The sequence below is a fragment of the Atribacteraceae bacterium genome (assembly GCA_035477455.1).
Classification (GTDB): domain Bacteria; phylum Atribacterota; class Atribacteria; order Atribacterales; family Atribacteraceae; genus DATIKP01.
This window is the reverse complement of record DATIKP010000084.1, coordinates 1-14,408: the sequence shown is the minus strand read 5'-3', so window position 1 is coordinate 14,408 and position 14,408 is coordinate 1. Positions and strand designations below refer to the sequence as shown.

General features: G+C 52.7%; 19 protein-coding genes. All 19 read right to left on the bottom strand.

What is annotated here, in order from left to right; genetic code table 11:
• Positions 1-812, bottom strand: an 812-nt coding sequence (locus VLH40_05335; GenBank protein ID HSV31431.1) for an NAD(+)/NADH kinase, incomplete at its 3' end; no start/stop codon positions are given.
• 45 nt (positions 813-857) lie between these two features.
• Positions 858-1,673, bottom strand: coding sequence for a TlyA family RNA methyltransferase (locus VLH40_05330; protein ID HSV31430.1), 816 nt, complete (start codon positions 1,671-1,673; stop codon positions 858-860).
• A 50-nt stretch (positions 1,674-1,723) separates the two neighbouring features.
• Entirely contained in the window at positions 1,724-2,614 is an 891-nt protein-coding gene (locus VLH40_05325; protein HSV31429.1) for a polyprenyl synthetase family protein, read from the bottom strand.
• Entirely contained in the window at positions 2,601-3,053 is a 453-nt protein-coding gene (gene nusB, locus VLH40_05320) for a transcription antitermination factor NusB (protein HSV31428.1), read from the bottom strand. Before nusB ends, VLH40_05325 begins: the two co-directional genes overlap by 14 nt.
• 43 nt (positions 3,054-3,096) lie before the next feature.
• Positions 3,097-3,450, bottom strand: coding sequence for an Asp23/Gls24 family envelope stress response protein (locus tag VLH40_05315; protein ID HSV31427.1), 354 nt, complete (start codon positions 3,448-3,450; stop codon positions 3,097-3,099).
• 54 nt (positions 3,451-3,504) lie between these two features.
• Positions 3,505-4,077, bottom strand: coding sequence for an elongation factor P (efp, locus tag VLH40_05310; GenBank protein HSV31426.1), 573 nt, complete (start codon positions 4,075-4,077; stop codon positions 3,505-3,507).
• A 314-nt stretch (positions 4,078-4,391) separates the two neighbouring features.
• Positions 4,392-5,456 carry a Xaa-Pro peptidase family protein gene (locus VLH40_05305; GenBank protein ID HSV31425.1) on the bottom strand — a complete coding sequence of 355 codons (1,065 nt, stop codon included), beginning with the start codon at positions 5,454-5,456 and terminating at the stop codon, positions 4,392-4,394.
• Positions 5,453-5,890 (bottom strand): type II 3-dehydroquinate dehydratase, encoded by a 438-nt coding sequence (gene aroQ, locus VLH40_05300; GenBank protein HSV31424.1) that lies wholly within the window; start codon positions 5,888-5,890, stop codon positions 5,453-5,455. Before aroQ ends, VLH40_05305 begins: the two co-directional genes overlap by 4 nt.
• Positions 5,887-6,987 carry a 3-dehydroquinate synthase gene (aroB, locus tag VLH40_05295; GenBank protein ID HSV31423.1) on the bottom strand — a complete coding sequence of 367 codons (1,101 nt, stop codon included), beginning with the start codon at positions 6,985-6,987 and terminating at the stop codon, positions 5,887-5,889. The genes aroQ and aroB overlap by 4 nt, the downstream gene beginning before the upstream one ends.
• Positions 6,956-7,450, bottom strand: coding sequence for a shikimate kinase (locus tag VLH40_05290; protein HSV31422.1), 495 nt, complete (start codon positions 7,448-7,450; stop codon positions 6,956-6,958). Before VLH40_05290 ends, aroB begins: the two co-directional genes overlap by 32 nt.
• Positions 7,451-7,510: 60 nt before the next feature.
• Positions 7,511-8,293, bottom strand: a complete 783-nt coding sequence (locus tag VLH40_05285) for a hypothetical protein (GenBank protein ID HSV31421.1) — start codon at positions 8,291-8,293, stop codon at positions 7,511-7,513.
• Between the two features lie 49 nt (positions 8,294-8,342).
• On the bottom strand, positions 8,343-9,965 hold the full coding sequence (locus tag VLH40_05280; GenBank protein HSV31420.1) for a hypothetical protein: 1,623 nt from the start codon (positions 9,963-9,965) through the stop codon (positions 8,343-8,345).
• A gap of 62 nt (positions 9,966-10,027) precedes the next feature.
• Positions 10,028-10,615 carry a hypothetical protein gene (locus tag VLH40_05275; protein HSV31419.1) on the bottom strand — a complete coding sequence of 196 codons (588 nt, stop codon included), beginning with the start codon at positions 10,613-10,615 and terminating at the stop codon, positions 10,028-10,030.
• The gene (gene pilO, locus VLH40_05270) at positions 10,612-11,151 is read right to left on the bottom strand and encodes a type 4a pilus biogenesis protein PilO (GenBank protein ID HSV31418.1); all 540 of its coding nucleotides are present in this window, start codon (positions 11,149-11,151) and stop codon (positions 10,612-10,614) included. The genes VLH40_05275 and pilO overlap by 4 nt, the downstream gene beginning before the upstream one ends.
• Positions 11,148-11,699: a PilN domain-containing protein gene (locus VLH40_05265; GenBank protein HSV31417.1), complete on the bottom strand. Its 552-nt coding sequence runs from the start codon at positions 11,697-11,699 to the stop codon at positions 11,148-11,150. Before VLH40_05265 ends, pilO begins: the two co-directional genes overlap by 4 nt.
• Positions 11,690-12,670, bottom strand: a complete 981-nt coding sequence (pilM, locus tag VLH40_05260) for a pilus assembly protein PilM (protein ID HSV31416.1) — start codon at positions 12,668-12,670, stop codon at positions 11,690-11,692. Before pilM ends, VLH40_05265 begins: the two co-directional genes overlap by 10 nt.
• Positions 12,671-12,673: 3 nt before the next feature.
• Complete coding sequence (locus tag VLH40_05255; protein ID HSV31415.1) at positions 12,674-13,027, bottom strand: hypothetical protein; 354 nt, start codon at positions 13,025-13,027, stop codon at positions 12,674-12,676.
• Between the two features lie 46 nt (positions 13,028-13,073).
• Positions 13,074-13,253 (bottom strand): hypothetical protein, encoded by a 180-nt coding sequence (locus VLH40_05250; protein HSV31414.1) that lies wholly within the window; start codon positions 13,251-13,253, stop codon positions 13,074-13,076.
• A gap of 156 nt (positions 13,254-13,409) precedes the next feature.
• A partial coding sequence (locus VLH40_05245) for a site-specific integrase (GenBank protein HSV31413.1) occupies positions 13,410-14,408 on the bottom strand: 999 nt, incomplete at its 5' end.

The window sequence follows — 14,408 nt, the reverse complement described above, 5'->3', positions numbered from 1 at the left end:
AGTGAATAAAAAGGTTTATCGCGGGTCAGTTTCACGAGTTTCGCCGAATGGGGGGATTTCCGTACAAAGATACGGTCGTTTTTCCCGATCCGGTATCCCCGGTCCCCATCCACGGTGACCATGGTACCCTCCTTGCTCGATTCAAGGACCACTTCCACGGTGGCCGTCGGTAAAGCGATGATCGAGCGGGCATAGAGAGTATGTGCGCAAATCGGGGTGATTACAAACAGTTCGAGCTCGGGAAAAACGACCGGCCCTCCAGCGGACAACGAATAGGCCGTCGACCCGGTTGAAGTGGCTACAATGAGTCCGTCGGCTGGGAAAGAAGCCAGATATTCACCATCGACATGGGTCGAGAGACGAATCATTTGGGCAAAAGGACCCCGATAGATTACGACGTCATTCAGGGCACAATCGTGGATCTCGCCGTCTTCACCGGACCGGCTGATTCGGCAGTCGATGAGCATCCGGTTTTCCAGGGTGTAATGTCCATTGCAGATGTCCAGAATCACCGTATCCAACTCTTCAATGCTTACAGCAGCCAGAAAACCCAGGCCACCGAGGTCGACACCCAAGAGTGGAACGCCGTGAGGAGAATAGGAATGAGAGGCGGATAGAAAGGTGCCATCCCCGCCCATGACCAAAACCAGGTCGGGGATGCTCCGTGGGTCAAGTACCTCATCGGCGAAAACCGTACGGTGCGTGATCCCCAGATCCGAGATGCGGCGGCCGAGCTCCCACGATTTTCGGCGTATGATCTCGGTGTTCTTTTTGATAAAGATATCAATACTTTCCGGTTTTTTCGAAAGCATGGCTCATCCGTTCTACCAGGTACGTTCCTTGAGTTTTTCTGGGCATTACTCCAGTCCGAAGGAACACCAGGCCTGTTCCACGACCTCCCCTATTATATCTCGATGATCCGTTTTAGTAAAAATTCCTGATCTCTTTCTCCAGTAACCGAGAAATTCAATGTTGCCTTTCGGACCACGTAACGGTGAAAAGGTCAATCCCTGCAACGCCAGATTGTATTCTTCTGCATGTTCGATAACCTTCTGCAAGGTCAGACGATGGGTTTGCTTCTTTTTCACCACGCCACCCCTGTCCACCAGGTCTCTCCCCGCTTCAAACTGTGGTTTGATCAGAGCAATGGTCGATCCGTCCGGCTTCACGAGTACCGTAACGGTACTCCACAGGAGGTTTAAAGAGATGAAAGAAACGTCGATGGTCAATCCATCCACCGTTTGGCCCAGCAGGTCCGGTTTCAGGAATCGGGCGTTGGTTTTTTCCAGAAGGACGACCCGGGGATCCCGCCGGATTCTCTCGTGGAGAATACCCGACCCCACGTCGACGGCGAAAACCCTCCGGGCTCCGTGTTGTAACAAACAATCAGTGAATCCACCGGTGGAAGCTCCGATATCGGCGTACACCAGACCGGTGGGGTCTTCGTTGAATATCCGGAGGGCCTTTTCGAGTTTTTCACCGCCCCGGCTGACGTAGCGGGGGCTTTCCTTGACGATAACCCGGCTCCAAGAAGCCACGGGAGACGAGGGCTTTAGAATACCTCTAATTGGTTCGAGAACGACGGAACCGGCCAAAATCAGCCTTTTCGCCTGTTCACGGCTCTCACATAATCCCTGCTCAACCAGGTATTCATCCAGTCTGGTTTTTTTCATACCCTTGCAATCCAACTTTAACACTGACCCATGTTTGGGAATTCTGTCGATCAATGGTTCCGTTCGACGATAAAGGCTGCGATGGCAAGAAGGTTGTCCAGGGGGCGATCCAGGGCGGAAACGACGGACAGGGCCTCCCGATAGGTTTTATCGAGAAACTCCCGAGTCCGGTCCGTCCCGAACAAGCGGACCAGGGTGGCTTTCTGCTGAACCAGGTCTTTCCCAGCGGTCTTTCCCAGTCGCTTACTTGGCTGGGATATATCCAACAAGTCGTCCACCATTTGGAAACATTCACCCAAAAACAGTCCGAAACGACTGAGTACCTCTTTCTCACCTGGGGAACAACCGCCGGCTACCGCCGCACAGAGGATGGGCGCCTGGATAAAGCCGGCTGTTTTCATTCGGTAGATCCGCCGTACTTCATCCCAAGATGCCTGCCGTCCTTCGTTTTCGATATCGAACACCTGCCCGCCGACCATGCCTGCCGATCCCAGTGCCTCAAGGAGAATACCCACTATTTCCCAGCCTTTTTCCAGACCGAAACGACCGGTGAAATTCTGGTCGGTAACGATCAGCCGCAACCCGTCCACCAGGAGGGCATCACCGGCCAACACCCCCATGCCTTCATTATAAGCTCGGTGTAAACTCGGTTTCCCGCGGCGGAAATCGTCATTGTCAATGCTCGGTAAATCATCATGCACCAAGGAAAAAGAATGGATCATTTCAATCGCGGCAGCCAAGGGTAGGAGGTTTTCCAAAGTGATGGAAAACGCCTCACCGGTAGCGAACAGAAGCGAAGCCCGGATCTTCTTCCCCCCTTTCAAAACACCGTAACGCATGGCCTCAATCAGCCTGGAGGGAGCCGCTGGTTCGTTGAGGTGCCGGTCGAGGAAGTCATCGACAAAATCCGCATTTTTATCTAAATACTCAGTGATGGACATCTTCTTCCCCGGTTTTATCTCTTAGCGTCTCTCGTTCTTCGTGCATCGTCGTGCGGGCCACCCGGCCAAGGACTCCGTTGATGAACCTTCCGGAATCCTCACTTCCGAACTTTTTTCCGAGTATCACCGCTTCATTGATGGCTACCTTGAGTGATATTTCCGGGAGAAAAAAAATTTCGAAAACCGCAATACGCAAGATATTCCGGTCTATCGCAGGCATCCTCGGCAGGGTCCATCCCTCGGTATACGCGGTAAGTATCCGGTCGATCGAGGTAAGCTGGTCAGCGACGCCGCTCGTCAATCGGTAAAAGAACGAACGGTCGTCCTCGGACCAGATTTCAGGTAGATCCATCCGGAGGAAAATTTCTCGGAGTGGGACATCGAGCAAATCTTTTTGGTAAAGTACCTGAAGAGCTTTCTCTCTTACCTGCCTGCGCACGATCCACCTCGGGTTCTACTGGAAAGGGAGTAAACACTGGGCATTATCCCAAAAAGGGTGGCGGTTGAAATTCATTGTTTAATCCGAAGGCCGAGAATTCCTGAATATGAACATTGATACGTTCAACTCGCAGCCCCGTTTTCCCTTCGAAACATTCTTTCAACTTACGCTGCAAGTTCCAGGACACTTCCGGGACCCTTTTAGACAGGTTGAACACCAAATAGAGATTAAAGGAAAAAACATTGCGTTGTACTTCTATCTTGATGCTATCCTCGTTATTTTTCTCCAGAGAGTCGACTCCCGGGACAGAGAGGATGATGCGTCGCGCTATCTTGAGTAAAACCTTCATAGGGAAAGTCACTTTTCCCCCCGCCGTGGCGACATCGACATATTTCATCCCGGGTTCAACGTCTCCTGACTATCGAATGGTCTTTCATGATCTTCGCCGCTCTCACCGGGAAGCTCTCTCGAGATATTCCCGGCTTCGGGTATCCACCCGGATCAGGTCACCCCGATTGATGAAGAGGGGAACCTGGATTATCAATCCCGTTTCGAGTGTTGCAGGTTTGTTGCCACCAGAAGCGGTATCTCCCTTGATTCCGGGTGGCGCTTCGGTCACCTTCAGTTCAACGTAGGAAGGAAGGTTGACGCTGATAATCGTATCTTCATACATTAAAAATTCCACTTCCAGGTTCTCGATGAGAAAATCGGTCGCTTCTCCGACGACATTTTCCGAAAGAACCCGTTCTTCGTAGTTTTCGAGATCCAAGAAGTGGTAGTTTGCTCCATCATGATACATGTACTGCGCTTTTTTCTCTTCCAGAATAGCCCGGGCGATTTTCTCCCCGGCCCGGAATACTTTTTCCACGATGAAACCGGTGGTGACATCCCGGACTTTGGTTTTGATCAGCGCCCCACCCTTGCCCGGTTTAGTGTGCTGAAAAGCAGTAACGATGTAGAGGACGCCATCGACCTCGATGGCCGTCCCTACCCGCAAATCGTTGCTGGATAAAAAATCAGCCATATATAAAGACCTCCCCTGAAAAATCGCTTTTCCTTCTCACCGCGGCCTCGCTTGGCCTCAAACGTTCTTTATGCTGTCTCCGGTCATCTGTTTTCTCTCATCGACCTATCTCGTAACCGTCGAATCAGTTGCTTCACTATATCCCGGCAACAAACTCCACGTCGGTGACTTAAATTAACTGAAATGTAACTTTCAAGTCCCCCTGCCCCCTTTCTAAAGGGGAAATAAGGGGGCTTCTCCTGTGTGAACCTCAACCTCAATTTTCATATTCGCTGTCCTCAGGCACTGATTTGGTCAGTTCTACTGCTTGTTGGCTACCATATGGCTGATAGCTTGTTGAGGACCCGGCTTTCTCCGGTTCCGATCAAAACCAGATTCTCGATCCGGGCTCCCCCCTGTCCCGGCAAATAAACCCCCGGTTCCACGGTGACCACCATTCCAGCAGCGAGGACGGTATCGCTGTCCTGATTCAGGCGAGGTTCTTCATGAACGTCAATTCCCACACCATGACCGAGGCCATGGGTAAAATACTGTCCAAGACCAGTTTTGTCAAGTTCTTTCCGGCAGAGCAGATCGGCATCTTTTCCGCTCATCCCCGCTTGCAGGGTCTTTTCGAGCGTACGCTGCGCTTCCCGGAGGGTTCGGAGGGTTTCTCGGAAGGGCGATGGGCCGGTGCCGACGATGACCGTCCGGGTGATGTCCGCGCAGTAACCATCCACTCGTGCGCCCCAGTCAAAAATCACCGGGTCTCCCTTCCGGAGGGTTCTCGAAGAGGGCCGAGCATGGGGGCAGGCCGCCCGTTCACCGCTGGCGACGATAGTGGGAAACGCAGTATTATCGGCCCCGAGAAGAAGGAGTTGATAATCGAGTTCAAGGGCCAGCGAGCGTTCGCTGATCCCCTCCTGGATGAGACAGCGGATTTTCCGAAAAGCCTCTTCCGAGATAGCCAACGCCCGTTCCATGGTCCGGGTTTCTTCCGGTGATTTAATCATACGTAGAGAGTTCACCGGAGAAGCGATCGCAATAGTTTCGTACTCGGCTTTATTCAGATTCTGATAGGCGCTTACGGAGAGGGCATCTTCGATATAAAGGGCTTGGTGCCCTCGCGCGCGAACCAAATCCCGGATTTTTTCCAGCGGTTTCCTCTCATAGAGGATCAGGTCGACCCGGCCATTGGTTTCTTCCTGGGCTTGACTCACGTATCGCCCGTCACAAAAAAATAAGGGTTTCTCTTTTTCATCGGATATCAGAAGAAAAGCCAGGGAGCCGAGAAAGCCGGTCAAATAGAATATATTGCTCATGGTGGTGATGAGCATCGGAAGTTGCCTTTCCCGAGCGAGCCTCTTGCGGAGTTCGCCGAGGCGCCAGGCATAGTTCATCGGTTATCCTTTTCCAGGAGGAAAGCATCCATGGCCAAGAGGTAACCGAACCACCCCAGGCCGCTGATTTGGCCGAAGCAGACCGGAGCGATCACCGAGCGGTGGCGGAATTCTTCCCGCTGATAGATGTTGGACATATGGATCTCGATGGTTTTTATGTTTACCGCCTGTAAGGCGTCACGAATAGCCAGGCTGTAATGGGTGAAAGCTCCGGGATTGAAGACGATCCCGTCCACCTCTTCCCGGGCGCTGTGCAGGCGGTCGATAATCGCCCCTTCATGGTTTGACTGAAAAATAGTGACGTCTACCCCCCTTTTTTTACCTTCTCGCTGGATTGTCTCACAAATCCATTCAAAGTTTCGCGTGCCATACCAAGCTGGTTCGCGCGATCCTAACAGGTTCAGGTTCGGACCAAACAGGAACAGTAGTTTCATGGTTCGATCACCTCGATCATTTCCGGGAGAATATCGTCTATGAGCGATGCCGTGACCGGAATGCCAAACAGTGGCTTGCCTGGTCTCTCCACCAAGGCGAACCTCAAATGGCCCGCCTCCCTTTTTTTGTCCTGCCAAAGGGCCTGAAAAAAAGTTGCTCGTGAGACTGGCACCGTCGCTTTGACCGGAAGGTCCAGGGAACGCAGGATAGCGGCCTGCTCGGTGTAAAAACCCGAATCCACCAAGCCCAGCCGGACACCGACCAAAGCTTCACCGGCCATTCCCATTGCTACCGCTTCACCGTGGCGAAGCGCCCCGTAGCCGGCCGCCCGTTCCAAGGCATGCCCCAAGGTATGGCCGTAGTTAAGGACCGCTCGGATCCCGCTCTCCCGCTCGTCTTGTTCTACGATCCCCCTCTTGTAGTCGATGGAAAGAGCCACCGCCTCAGCAAGCGCTGGACCGTCCGGTTCAGCCAGGGCTTCCGGCTGATTTTTGAGAAGCGCAAAGAGGTCTCCACCGGCTAAAAAACCGGCTTTGGCCACCTCGCTTAATCCTTCCCGGAACTCCCTTGCCGGCAAGGTCCTTAGAAAAGAAAGGTCGATGAGGACCCCCTCCGGCTGGTAGAAGGTACCGACCAGGTTTTTTCCCGCAGGCAGGTTGACTCCCGTTTTGCCCCCTACCGAACTGTCGACCTGGGCCAAAAGGCTGGTAGGAACCTGGTAATAGGGGATACCCCGCAGATAAGTCGAAGCGGCGAACCCAGTCATATCGGTGATCACCCCGCCACCAAGGGCAATGAGGACGCTCCTGCGGTCCAACCCGGCCTCAGCCAGCCGGTGGTAGATGGCTTCTACGGTGGAAAGGGTCTTATATTCCTCCCCATCAGGTAAAACAATTTCGGTCAAGTGGGGAATCGCCTTGCGAATTAAGTCTCGAATGCGGGCAAGATGAAAACGGGCAACCGTCGCATTGGTGATGATCGCTCCGGTCACGATAGGTGTGGAAAATATGCTATCCCAGGTACCCGAGGCAAAAAGAACCTGGTCAATGAGAACTGAGTAGGCTTTATCCCTGAGAACTATCCGCAGTTCGCGCACGTAAAACGATCTCCCTGGCTATGGCGTTGGGTGTCCGGTGTGCCGTGTCAATTATAACACGTGAGCGTTCATAATATGGGATCCGTTTTTGGTAAAGGGCCAAGAGGGACTGCCGATCGGGAAATTGCGCCAAAAGGGGCCGGTTCCGATCTCCAAAGATTCTTTTATAACAAACGTTAAAGGTGCATTTTAAATAAACGGTTAGATAACTCCGTTCCAGTATTTTCCAGTTCTCCTCCCTTCCGGGAAGTCCTCCCCCGGTAGAGAGAACGGTCTGGTGCAAGCTGGATTTCTCCCGGAGGGTTTCTGTTTCCAGTTCACGGAAATAACCTTCTCCATAACGGGAAAAGATTTCCGGGATTGAGCAGTTGGTTTTCTCGACGATCAGGGCATCGAGGTCAAGAAAAGTCCATCCGGTACTTTGCGCCAAAACTTTTCCGACCCTGGTTTTCCCCGAGCCCATGAAGCCGATTAGGGCAATGTTAGAGTATGAAATTGAAGAGAAAGCGTCGATCATTGTTGTCTACATGGTTATGGTTGGGAATGCGCTGATATTGACCGCCGATTTATAGGATACTGGATTACCGGCATTGTCTGTTCCGTAAAAAGTGATGATGGCCTGGCCATGCCGTATCCTGTGGGTTAAAAAATAATTTTCGACGGTCCGGTCAAATATTTCCAGAACATATGAAACTGCGGTTCCTCCAGTCAACGCTTCAACGTTCGCGGTACCGGGGATCAGCAAATACATATAACGAAATCTATTCAGGGCATCGATCCGATTCCCGCCGTGGTCCCGATACTCGATGTCCGCCCATACAATCATCGCCCCGACATTGTTTATTGGAGTGAAGTTGAATCGAGCAGACCGGGCATAAAACATATTGATGCGGGTGATGGTAGAATCCGCCGTGATCATTTGCGTAATTTCTTCTGTTGTCACCGAAGTCCCGGTCTGTTGATGATCCAGGGGGTAGGGAATAGCTCGTATATCGATTAACTCACCATTATCCGGATCCCGTATTTCCACAATCCGGTATTGGAAGCCTTCAACTTGGATATCGTATATCCTAGTTGTGGTTATCAAGGATGTTGATGTTTCGATCTCGGAAACGTTTTCAATATCTTTCACTGACAGGATACCCAGGCTGTTGGTTGCTACTTCAGAACCATCTTCCCTGAGAATGTTCGAGTAGATGACAAATTTCGCCGTAGGAAACAAGGGATTGCCAGCGAACCAGCGACACCCGGTGAATAAAAGAAGAAAGGCCAGCAGAAAACCCAGTGACCAGAGATTTTTTCTCATGTCCATGACTCCCCCCGGAAAATATTTAGCATCCATCTATATAGGTTGATCAAAACTCCACCAGATGCGGGGTCAAAAACATAATCAACTCCGTTTCTCGTTGAGTACGATTCCGCAGGATGAACAGTTCGCCCAAAAAGGGTATTTCGCTCAGGATGGGGATACGGGTGATCGTTTCCAGGTCCTCGCTTCTGATCAACCCACCGATCACCAGGGTTTCTCCGTTTCGCAGGCGGGCGGTGGTATCAGCCGTCTTGATTCTGGTTTGAGGATCGGCATAGGTGAGCCCTCCCAGAACATACTCCCGGATGGTAAAGGTACTCACATTGGGTATGGCGTGGACGAGGATCTGTCCTTCCGGGGTCAGGGAGGGAGTGACTTCCAGGCTGATCCCAACATCGAGGAAGAGAAGTTCGTAAACTATTTCCTCTTCGGTGATGATCGGCTGGCGATAGGGTACCCTGTCTCCTACTTTGATATAGGCCGTCTTGCCGCTTAGGGTTAAAATGCGGGGGTTTCCTACCAAACGGGCCAGGCCGTCTTTCTCCAGCGCCGTTATTTTCATTTCTATGGTTTCCTGTCGCTCCAAGGTGCCTCCCAGTAACAGTTCGCCAAAGGTAATCTCCCCCTCTCTGCCTCCCACGAACCAACTCACTCCCAGGTCCTTGGTCTTTTGGCGGTTGATCTCTACCAGTTTCGCGTCGATCATGATCTGGGGACGCCGCCGGTCGATGTTTTTAATCAATTCGGCGGCGGCCTCCAACTCCTCCCTGGTCCCCCGAACCAGAATCGTTCTTTGAAAAAAGTCATACTGGATCCGTTCCGGGTCGGGAATGATAATTTGGAGAAGCTGGGCAATTTTTTGCAATTGCTCAACATGCTGGTAAATGTTGTTGTCTAAGGGAAATACCCGGGTTTCCAGGGCGACGTCGATCTCCTGAAGTATCTGTTGGGCCTGGTAAAGATCCCCTTCCCGTCCCTTGACGAAGATGCTCCGCGTTGCGGGGTCGGCAATCACCCGATCCGGTTGGAAAAAAAGCAGAAGGGACTGGCGGGCCGCCGCCGGGTCGATGTATTTCAGCGCAAACCGGCGGGATTCCAGCAAGCCGAATTTTTCTTCAAGCCATTGGCGCTCGGCGACGATGATGTTGTCGGCCAGTTGTACCATACCTAATCCCCGGACTGTGAGGATGTAGCCGAGGGCTTGATCGAAGGTCAGTTCTTCGAAGGACAGGGTGAGGGTGCCGGTCACTGTGTCGTCGATTACGATATTCACTCCGGCGGCCTTAGCCAGGGCCAACAGGACGTCCCGGACTTCGGCGTCCCGAAAGTCGAAAGAATAACGGGGTTCCTGAACGGGAGCCGGAGCGAAAGGTCCGTGGAGAATGATAGTGACCAGCGTTCCCCCGGCTTCGTCATAGATCTCGTAGCGGACTGTTTCGCGCAGGTCCAGCCAGAGGCGGAGATGCTCCTCGGTTTCCCGGAAAATGATCCGGCTCAAGGGACCGATATACATAGGCCGTTCCGGATAATCCAGGGCGTTGGTCGCCCCGGCGATATCCACGGCGATATGATAGGGATCAGGGGTGGAGTCCCGCCACTGGACCGGTCCATCAAACTTAAAAGTGAGCTTGATTTCGTTTTGGTCGGCCCGGTGATAGAAGTGGGTCAAAGAACGCGCGTACACCACGGAATTTAAAAAGACAAGAAGAAGGACGGACAGGATGATGAGCACTATTCGTCGAGTGTTAATTGGTATTCCCTCCCCCGGTACTCCAAGACTACGGAGTTTGCTTCTACTTTAACCAATTTTACTCCCATTGACAAGGGCTGCTCGGTCGTAAGGATGTTAATCACCCCATCGATTTCCAAGACCACCGCCTGTCGTTCCTCGGACAGGACGATACCCCGCAAAGTGAATTCCGGCGGCAGCACTTCGACGATCTCGATTTCCGGGATATATATCCTCTCCGGTGGCAGGTCAACCTCAGTCGGGATCTCGGGAACGGGTGCGAGCAAAGCCGGTTCCGGAATGAATGCTTCCTCGGCAGGCCGGGTAAAGGGAGCGGTCATGAGAAAAAGATTCCGGTAGGCGAGGAGTTTGGTTTCGGGATAAAAACGGGGGGTGATCTCCTCCGGCGGCAGCTCACTTACCAATGGGAGATCGAGAAGCGGTTGTGGTGTTCGTACCGGTAAGGTAGGTATGATTTTTGTTTCCGGCACCGGGAGGAGGACCCGGCCCGCGATGCCCAAGTTCAAATAGATCAACAGTCCCAACGCCACCGCCAGTACAATAACAAAGGGAAATTCCCGTGACCTCATGGAGATTCCCCATTTTTTTCCACGGTAAAGGTGACCAGGTTCACCTCCACCAGAAAGGTATCGGCCAAGTCTTTACGCAAGGCAAAGTCCCGGACCTGGATCAGGCGGTCCGAGCCCCGAAGATGGTTCAGGTAAAGCAGAAAGTCATGGTAACGGGTATGGAGGTTTGCGCCGAAGGGAACCTCGACATAGTTTTCCGTTGCGGTTGTAGTTTGAGGAACGAAAGAACGAATCTCCACGTTGGAAAGAATCGCCGCTTCCTCGATGGTTATTAGGAGATCGGGAATTTCCTTTTCCTCCGGAAGCCGTGCCTCCAATATCAGGGCGGTCTCCTGCAAAGCCAGAAGCCTGCGCTCCAGAGGTTCCAGGTTTACCACCCTCCGCCGCAGGGTGGTCACTTCTCCTTCCAGCGCCGCCTGACGGTCCTGGAGAGTATCCAGTTCAACGACGAGCGGCTCAAGAATAAAAAAGAACGCGAGGACAATGCCTCCCGCCCAACCCAAGAGAATAAACGGCCAGCTCTGCTTGATGTTCATGATTGGTTGAGTTCCAGGGAGAGGGTGAAGAAATACATCCCTTCCTGCAGGGACAGGGACTGGAATTCGGCGCTTGTAAAATACTTCCGATAGCCAGACAGCGATTCAATGAAACTGGCCAGACTGAATATACTGACCGAATACCCGGAGAAGCTGATGTGGTCCGGGCCAAAAGACGCCTCTTCGAGGAAGAGATCCGGGGGCATGCTCACTCCGATCGCCTCAATGATGTTCAGCCATTCCGGTTCCCGCAGGACCAGGTCCTGCAATATGGTGACCCGGCCTTCGATCCGGTGGATTTCCTGCTGGACTTCCTGCATGCGGTGGTTCAACTCCCGCAGATAAGCCGCTTCCCGTTCCAGGGTCTCGATGGTCAAGCCGACCAGGTCAATGCGGAAGTTCAGGATTGCGACAGCATACCCGGTGAACGTACTCGCACCGATGAGGAGGACGGTAAAAAAAAGGCGAACCCAGTGCGGCGTTTTTTGAACCCGGTACTGGATGGGGAGTAAGTTCAGTTTGACCGGATAGAATGATTTCAACTCCATAACGACACACCGATGGCCGGAAGTAAGCGCATATTTTCCAGTGAGGGAGCCGGTGGGGGGCCACTCGGATCATTGAGGGCGATATTGAGATTATTCACCAAATAAGAACGGAGGGACAACAACCCCGCTCCGCCACCGACCAGGAAGCAGTTCTTCAGGGAATGCTCTCCAAATTTGTTCAGAAAAAAGGAAAACGACCGGTTGATCTCGGACAACAGGTCAGAAGCGGCCTGAGCGATGGCTTCTTCCATCTGGTAAGGGATGTCCTCGCTGATACTCCCCCGCTTGAACATCTCCAGAATTTCCGCTGGAAGAAGACCATGGCTTTCTTTGAGCACCTCCCAGATTTTTTGCAATCCCCAGCCAAAATACCGGACAAAGACCAACTTCCCGTTTTCAAAATACAGGATGGTGCTCTTGCGGAATCCCGTTTCAACGAGGACCAAGGAGGTGTCCCGAGAGAAGGCGGGATGTAATCCCAGAAAGCCCCGTATCAGGCTCAGGGCATGGGGTTCCATGGCCTCCACCCGGATTCCGGCGGTTTTGAACAAACTCAGGTACTCGGCGACAGCTGCCGCCGGGGTTGCGGTGAAGAGAATCTCCATTTTTCCATCCGCTTTTCCCAGGATTTCCCATCCGATCTGAAACCGATCTTCCCCGGTAATAATGGAACCCGCTTCCCAGCGCAGGGCGTTTTCCAATTCCGACGCCGACATTTCCGGAAGGCTGATGTTTTGAACCACCATCCGGGGGTGGTAGTAGGACAAGCAGATCTCTCGGCTTAGTCGGTTCTTTTTCCAAACGTTTCTGATGGTGTTTGCCATGCTGTCGCTACTTCGGATATTTCCATCAGCGGACATTTCCCCGTTGTGAATGAAGTCGCCGGTTTTTTCTATTGCAAAGGTCATGTCCCGTTTTTTCCGGCTCAGACAATACTTGAGAGAATAAGAACCAAGATCGACCCCCAGCATAGGTTACCTCGCGTATGGAATATTGGACTGGCTGACGATTCTTCTTATTGTAACAGACTCGCCGCTTCCGCTGAAATCGGCTTCCAGGTAAGAGCGATTTTTTTTCAAAATAACGATCAGTGAGGCAACCGGGTCGATTTTGATCGTTAAGTCCGGGAAAAAAACCGATTGGACCACCAGATCACCGGGCAGCATCTCGCCATCGCGCAGGAGATAACGGGCCTCGGACAGGGCCCCCGCCAGGCGGTAATCAAGAGCGATTTTTTCCTGGAGGGCTCTTTGTGTTTCCCGGTGATTCAGGAGGTCCCAGAAAAGAAGGGAAACCAGGCTCAGGGCCAGGGCCGGGATCGTAATCACCAGGGCGAGTTCGATGACCCCGCTGGACCGGTTTGTTTTTCCGGGATTATCTCTCCACCAGGGGAACCACCGGGAAACGGATGACCGTCTCTTTTCCTTCCGCCTCGAAGGCCAGAGTGACCATAACCGACAAAATACCATCGTCATTCTCCCGCCATTTAAAATTTATCTCTTCCTCGACACAGAATTCAGCAATCGGGTTAGCCGTCCCCTGGTGTTTGACCAAGAGGCCTCAGGTTCAACCCCTATCGCTCCGACCGTTGACTTTAAAGGGTTTTTTGATCTTCCACCGGCTTAAAAGGCACCCGAAAAACGACCATTTACACACTATTTACACACTACACCAAGGATCCCCTTTTGCGTGTTACTGAAAAGCGTAGGGTTATTTCACCATCAGGGAAGCCAGCAGGGTACCAACCTTGTCCGCGGCCTCCCTCTTCATCTTGCCCGTAACGCTGCTGTAAACGTCCATTGTGAATGCCGCGCTATGATGCCCCAGCGTTTCCTGGATAGTTTTGATGTCAACACCGCTTTCCAAGGCTATGGTGGCGAAGGTATGCCGCAAACCGTGGAAGGTAACGTCCAGTCCCGCCGCCTTTATCAGCCGTTCAAACACCCTGGTAAACGCCCTGGGGTCAACAGGTCCGCCTATCTCGTTGGCAAATACCAGGTCTATGCCCCCGTTGTACCCGTTGCCCACCAGAAGCCGATTCTCAGCCTGCTTCTTTTTATGCTCCCGAAGGACGGATAGCGCGGCAGGGCAAAGCCCTATCACCCGGTTAGACAGCTTTGTTTTCGGCTCCTGGAACACCAGCCCTTTTCCTGTCACCCGTACCAGCCCCTGATTAACGGCAATCTGCCCATTCGCAAAGTCCACATCCTTCCAGCGCAGGCCAAGCAGCTCCCCGCGCCGCAGTCCGGTGTTCAATGTCAGGTAGAAGGCCGCGAAGTGCTTGCTTTCTCTGGCAATCCCCAAGAAGTGCTTTATGCCATCGCTGTCCAGATAATGAATGTCCTTCTGCTCGCGCTTCGGTAGCCGCACCGCATCCGCCGGGCTGACGGTCAATAAGCCTTCTTTTTTCGCCTGCTCTAAGCAGGAGTGTATGACGGTATGAATATAGCGGACGCTCTTTGGTGTCAGGCCGCCTTCCTTACCATCCAGTCTGCCGCCCCGCAGTTTGTCGTTGTATAGTCGCTGAATGTGCGCCGTCTGTAGCTCGACAACCTTTAAGCGCCCCAAGGCCGGAATGATGTGGCCATTGACCTGGTATTTGTAGCTTTCCCATGTGGTGGCGCGCAGTGAGGGTTTCATGTAGTCGTTTAACCATACGGTAAACCATTCCTCAACTGTCAGCCTTGACGGCTCGCGAAAAGTCCTGGT

Coding starts and splice junctions, on each gene's coding strand:
- VLH40_05330 (HSV31430.1), bottom strand. CDS start 1,673: ATGAAAAAAACCAGACTGGATGAATACCTGGTTGAGCAGGGATTATGT.
- VLH40_05325 (HSV31429.1), bottom strand. CDS start 2,614: ATGTCCATCACTGAGTATTTAGATAAAAATGCGGATTTTGTCGATGAC.
- VLH40_05315 (HSV31427.1), bottom strand. CDS start 3,450: ATGAAATATGTCGATGTCGCCACGGCGGGGGGAAAAGTGACTTTCCCT.
- efp (HSV31426.1), bottom strand. CDS start 4,077: ATGGCTGATTTTTTATCCAGCAACGATTTGCGGGTAGGGACGGCCATC.
- VLH40_05305 (HSV31425.1), bottom strand. CDS start 5,456: ATGAACTATGCCTGGCGCCTCGGCGAACTCCGCAAGAGGCTCGCTCGG.
- aroQ (HSV31424.1), bottom strand. CDS start 5,890: ATGAAACTACTGTTCCTGTTTGGTCCGAACCTGAACCTGTTAGGATCG.
- VLH40_05290 (HSV31422.1), bottom strand. CDS start 7,450: ATGGGCTCGGGGAAAACCAGGGTCGGAAAAGTTTTGGCGCAAAGTACC.
- VLH40_05285 (HSV31421.1), bottom strand. CDS start 8,293: ATGAGAAAAAATCTCTGGTCACTGGGTTTTCTGCTGGCCTTTCTTCTT.
- VLH40_05275 (HSV31419.1), bottom strand. CDS start 10,615: ATGAGGTCACGGGAATTTCCCTTTGTTATTGTACTGGCGGTGGCGTTG.
- pilO (HSV31418.1), bottom strand. CDS start 11,151: ATGAACATCAAGCAGAGCTGGCCGTTTATTCTCTTGGGTTGGGCGGGA.
- VLH40_05265 (HSV31417.1), bottom strand. CDS start 11,699: ATGGAGTTGAAATCATTCTATCCGGTCAAACTGAACTTACTCCCCATC.
- pilM (HSV31416.1), bottom strand. CDS start 12,670: ATGCTGGGGGTCGATCTTGGTTCTTATTCTCTCAAGTATTGTCTGAGC.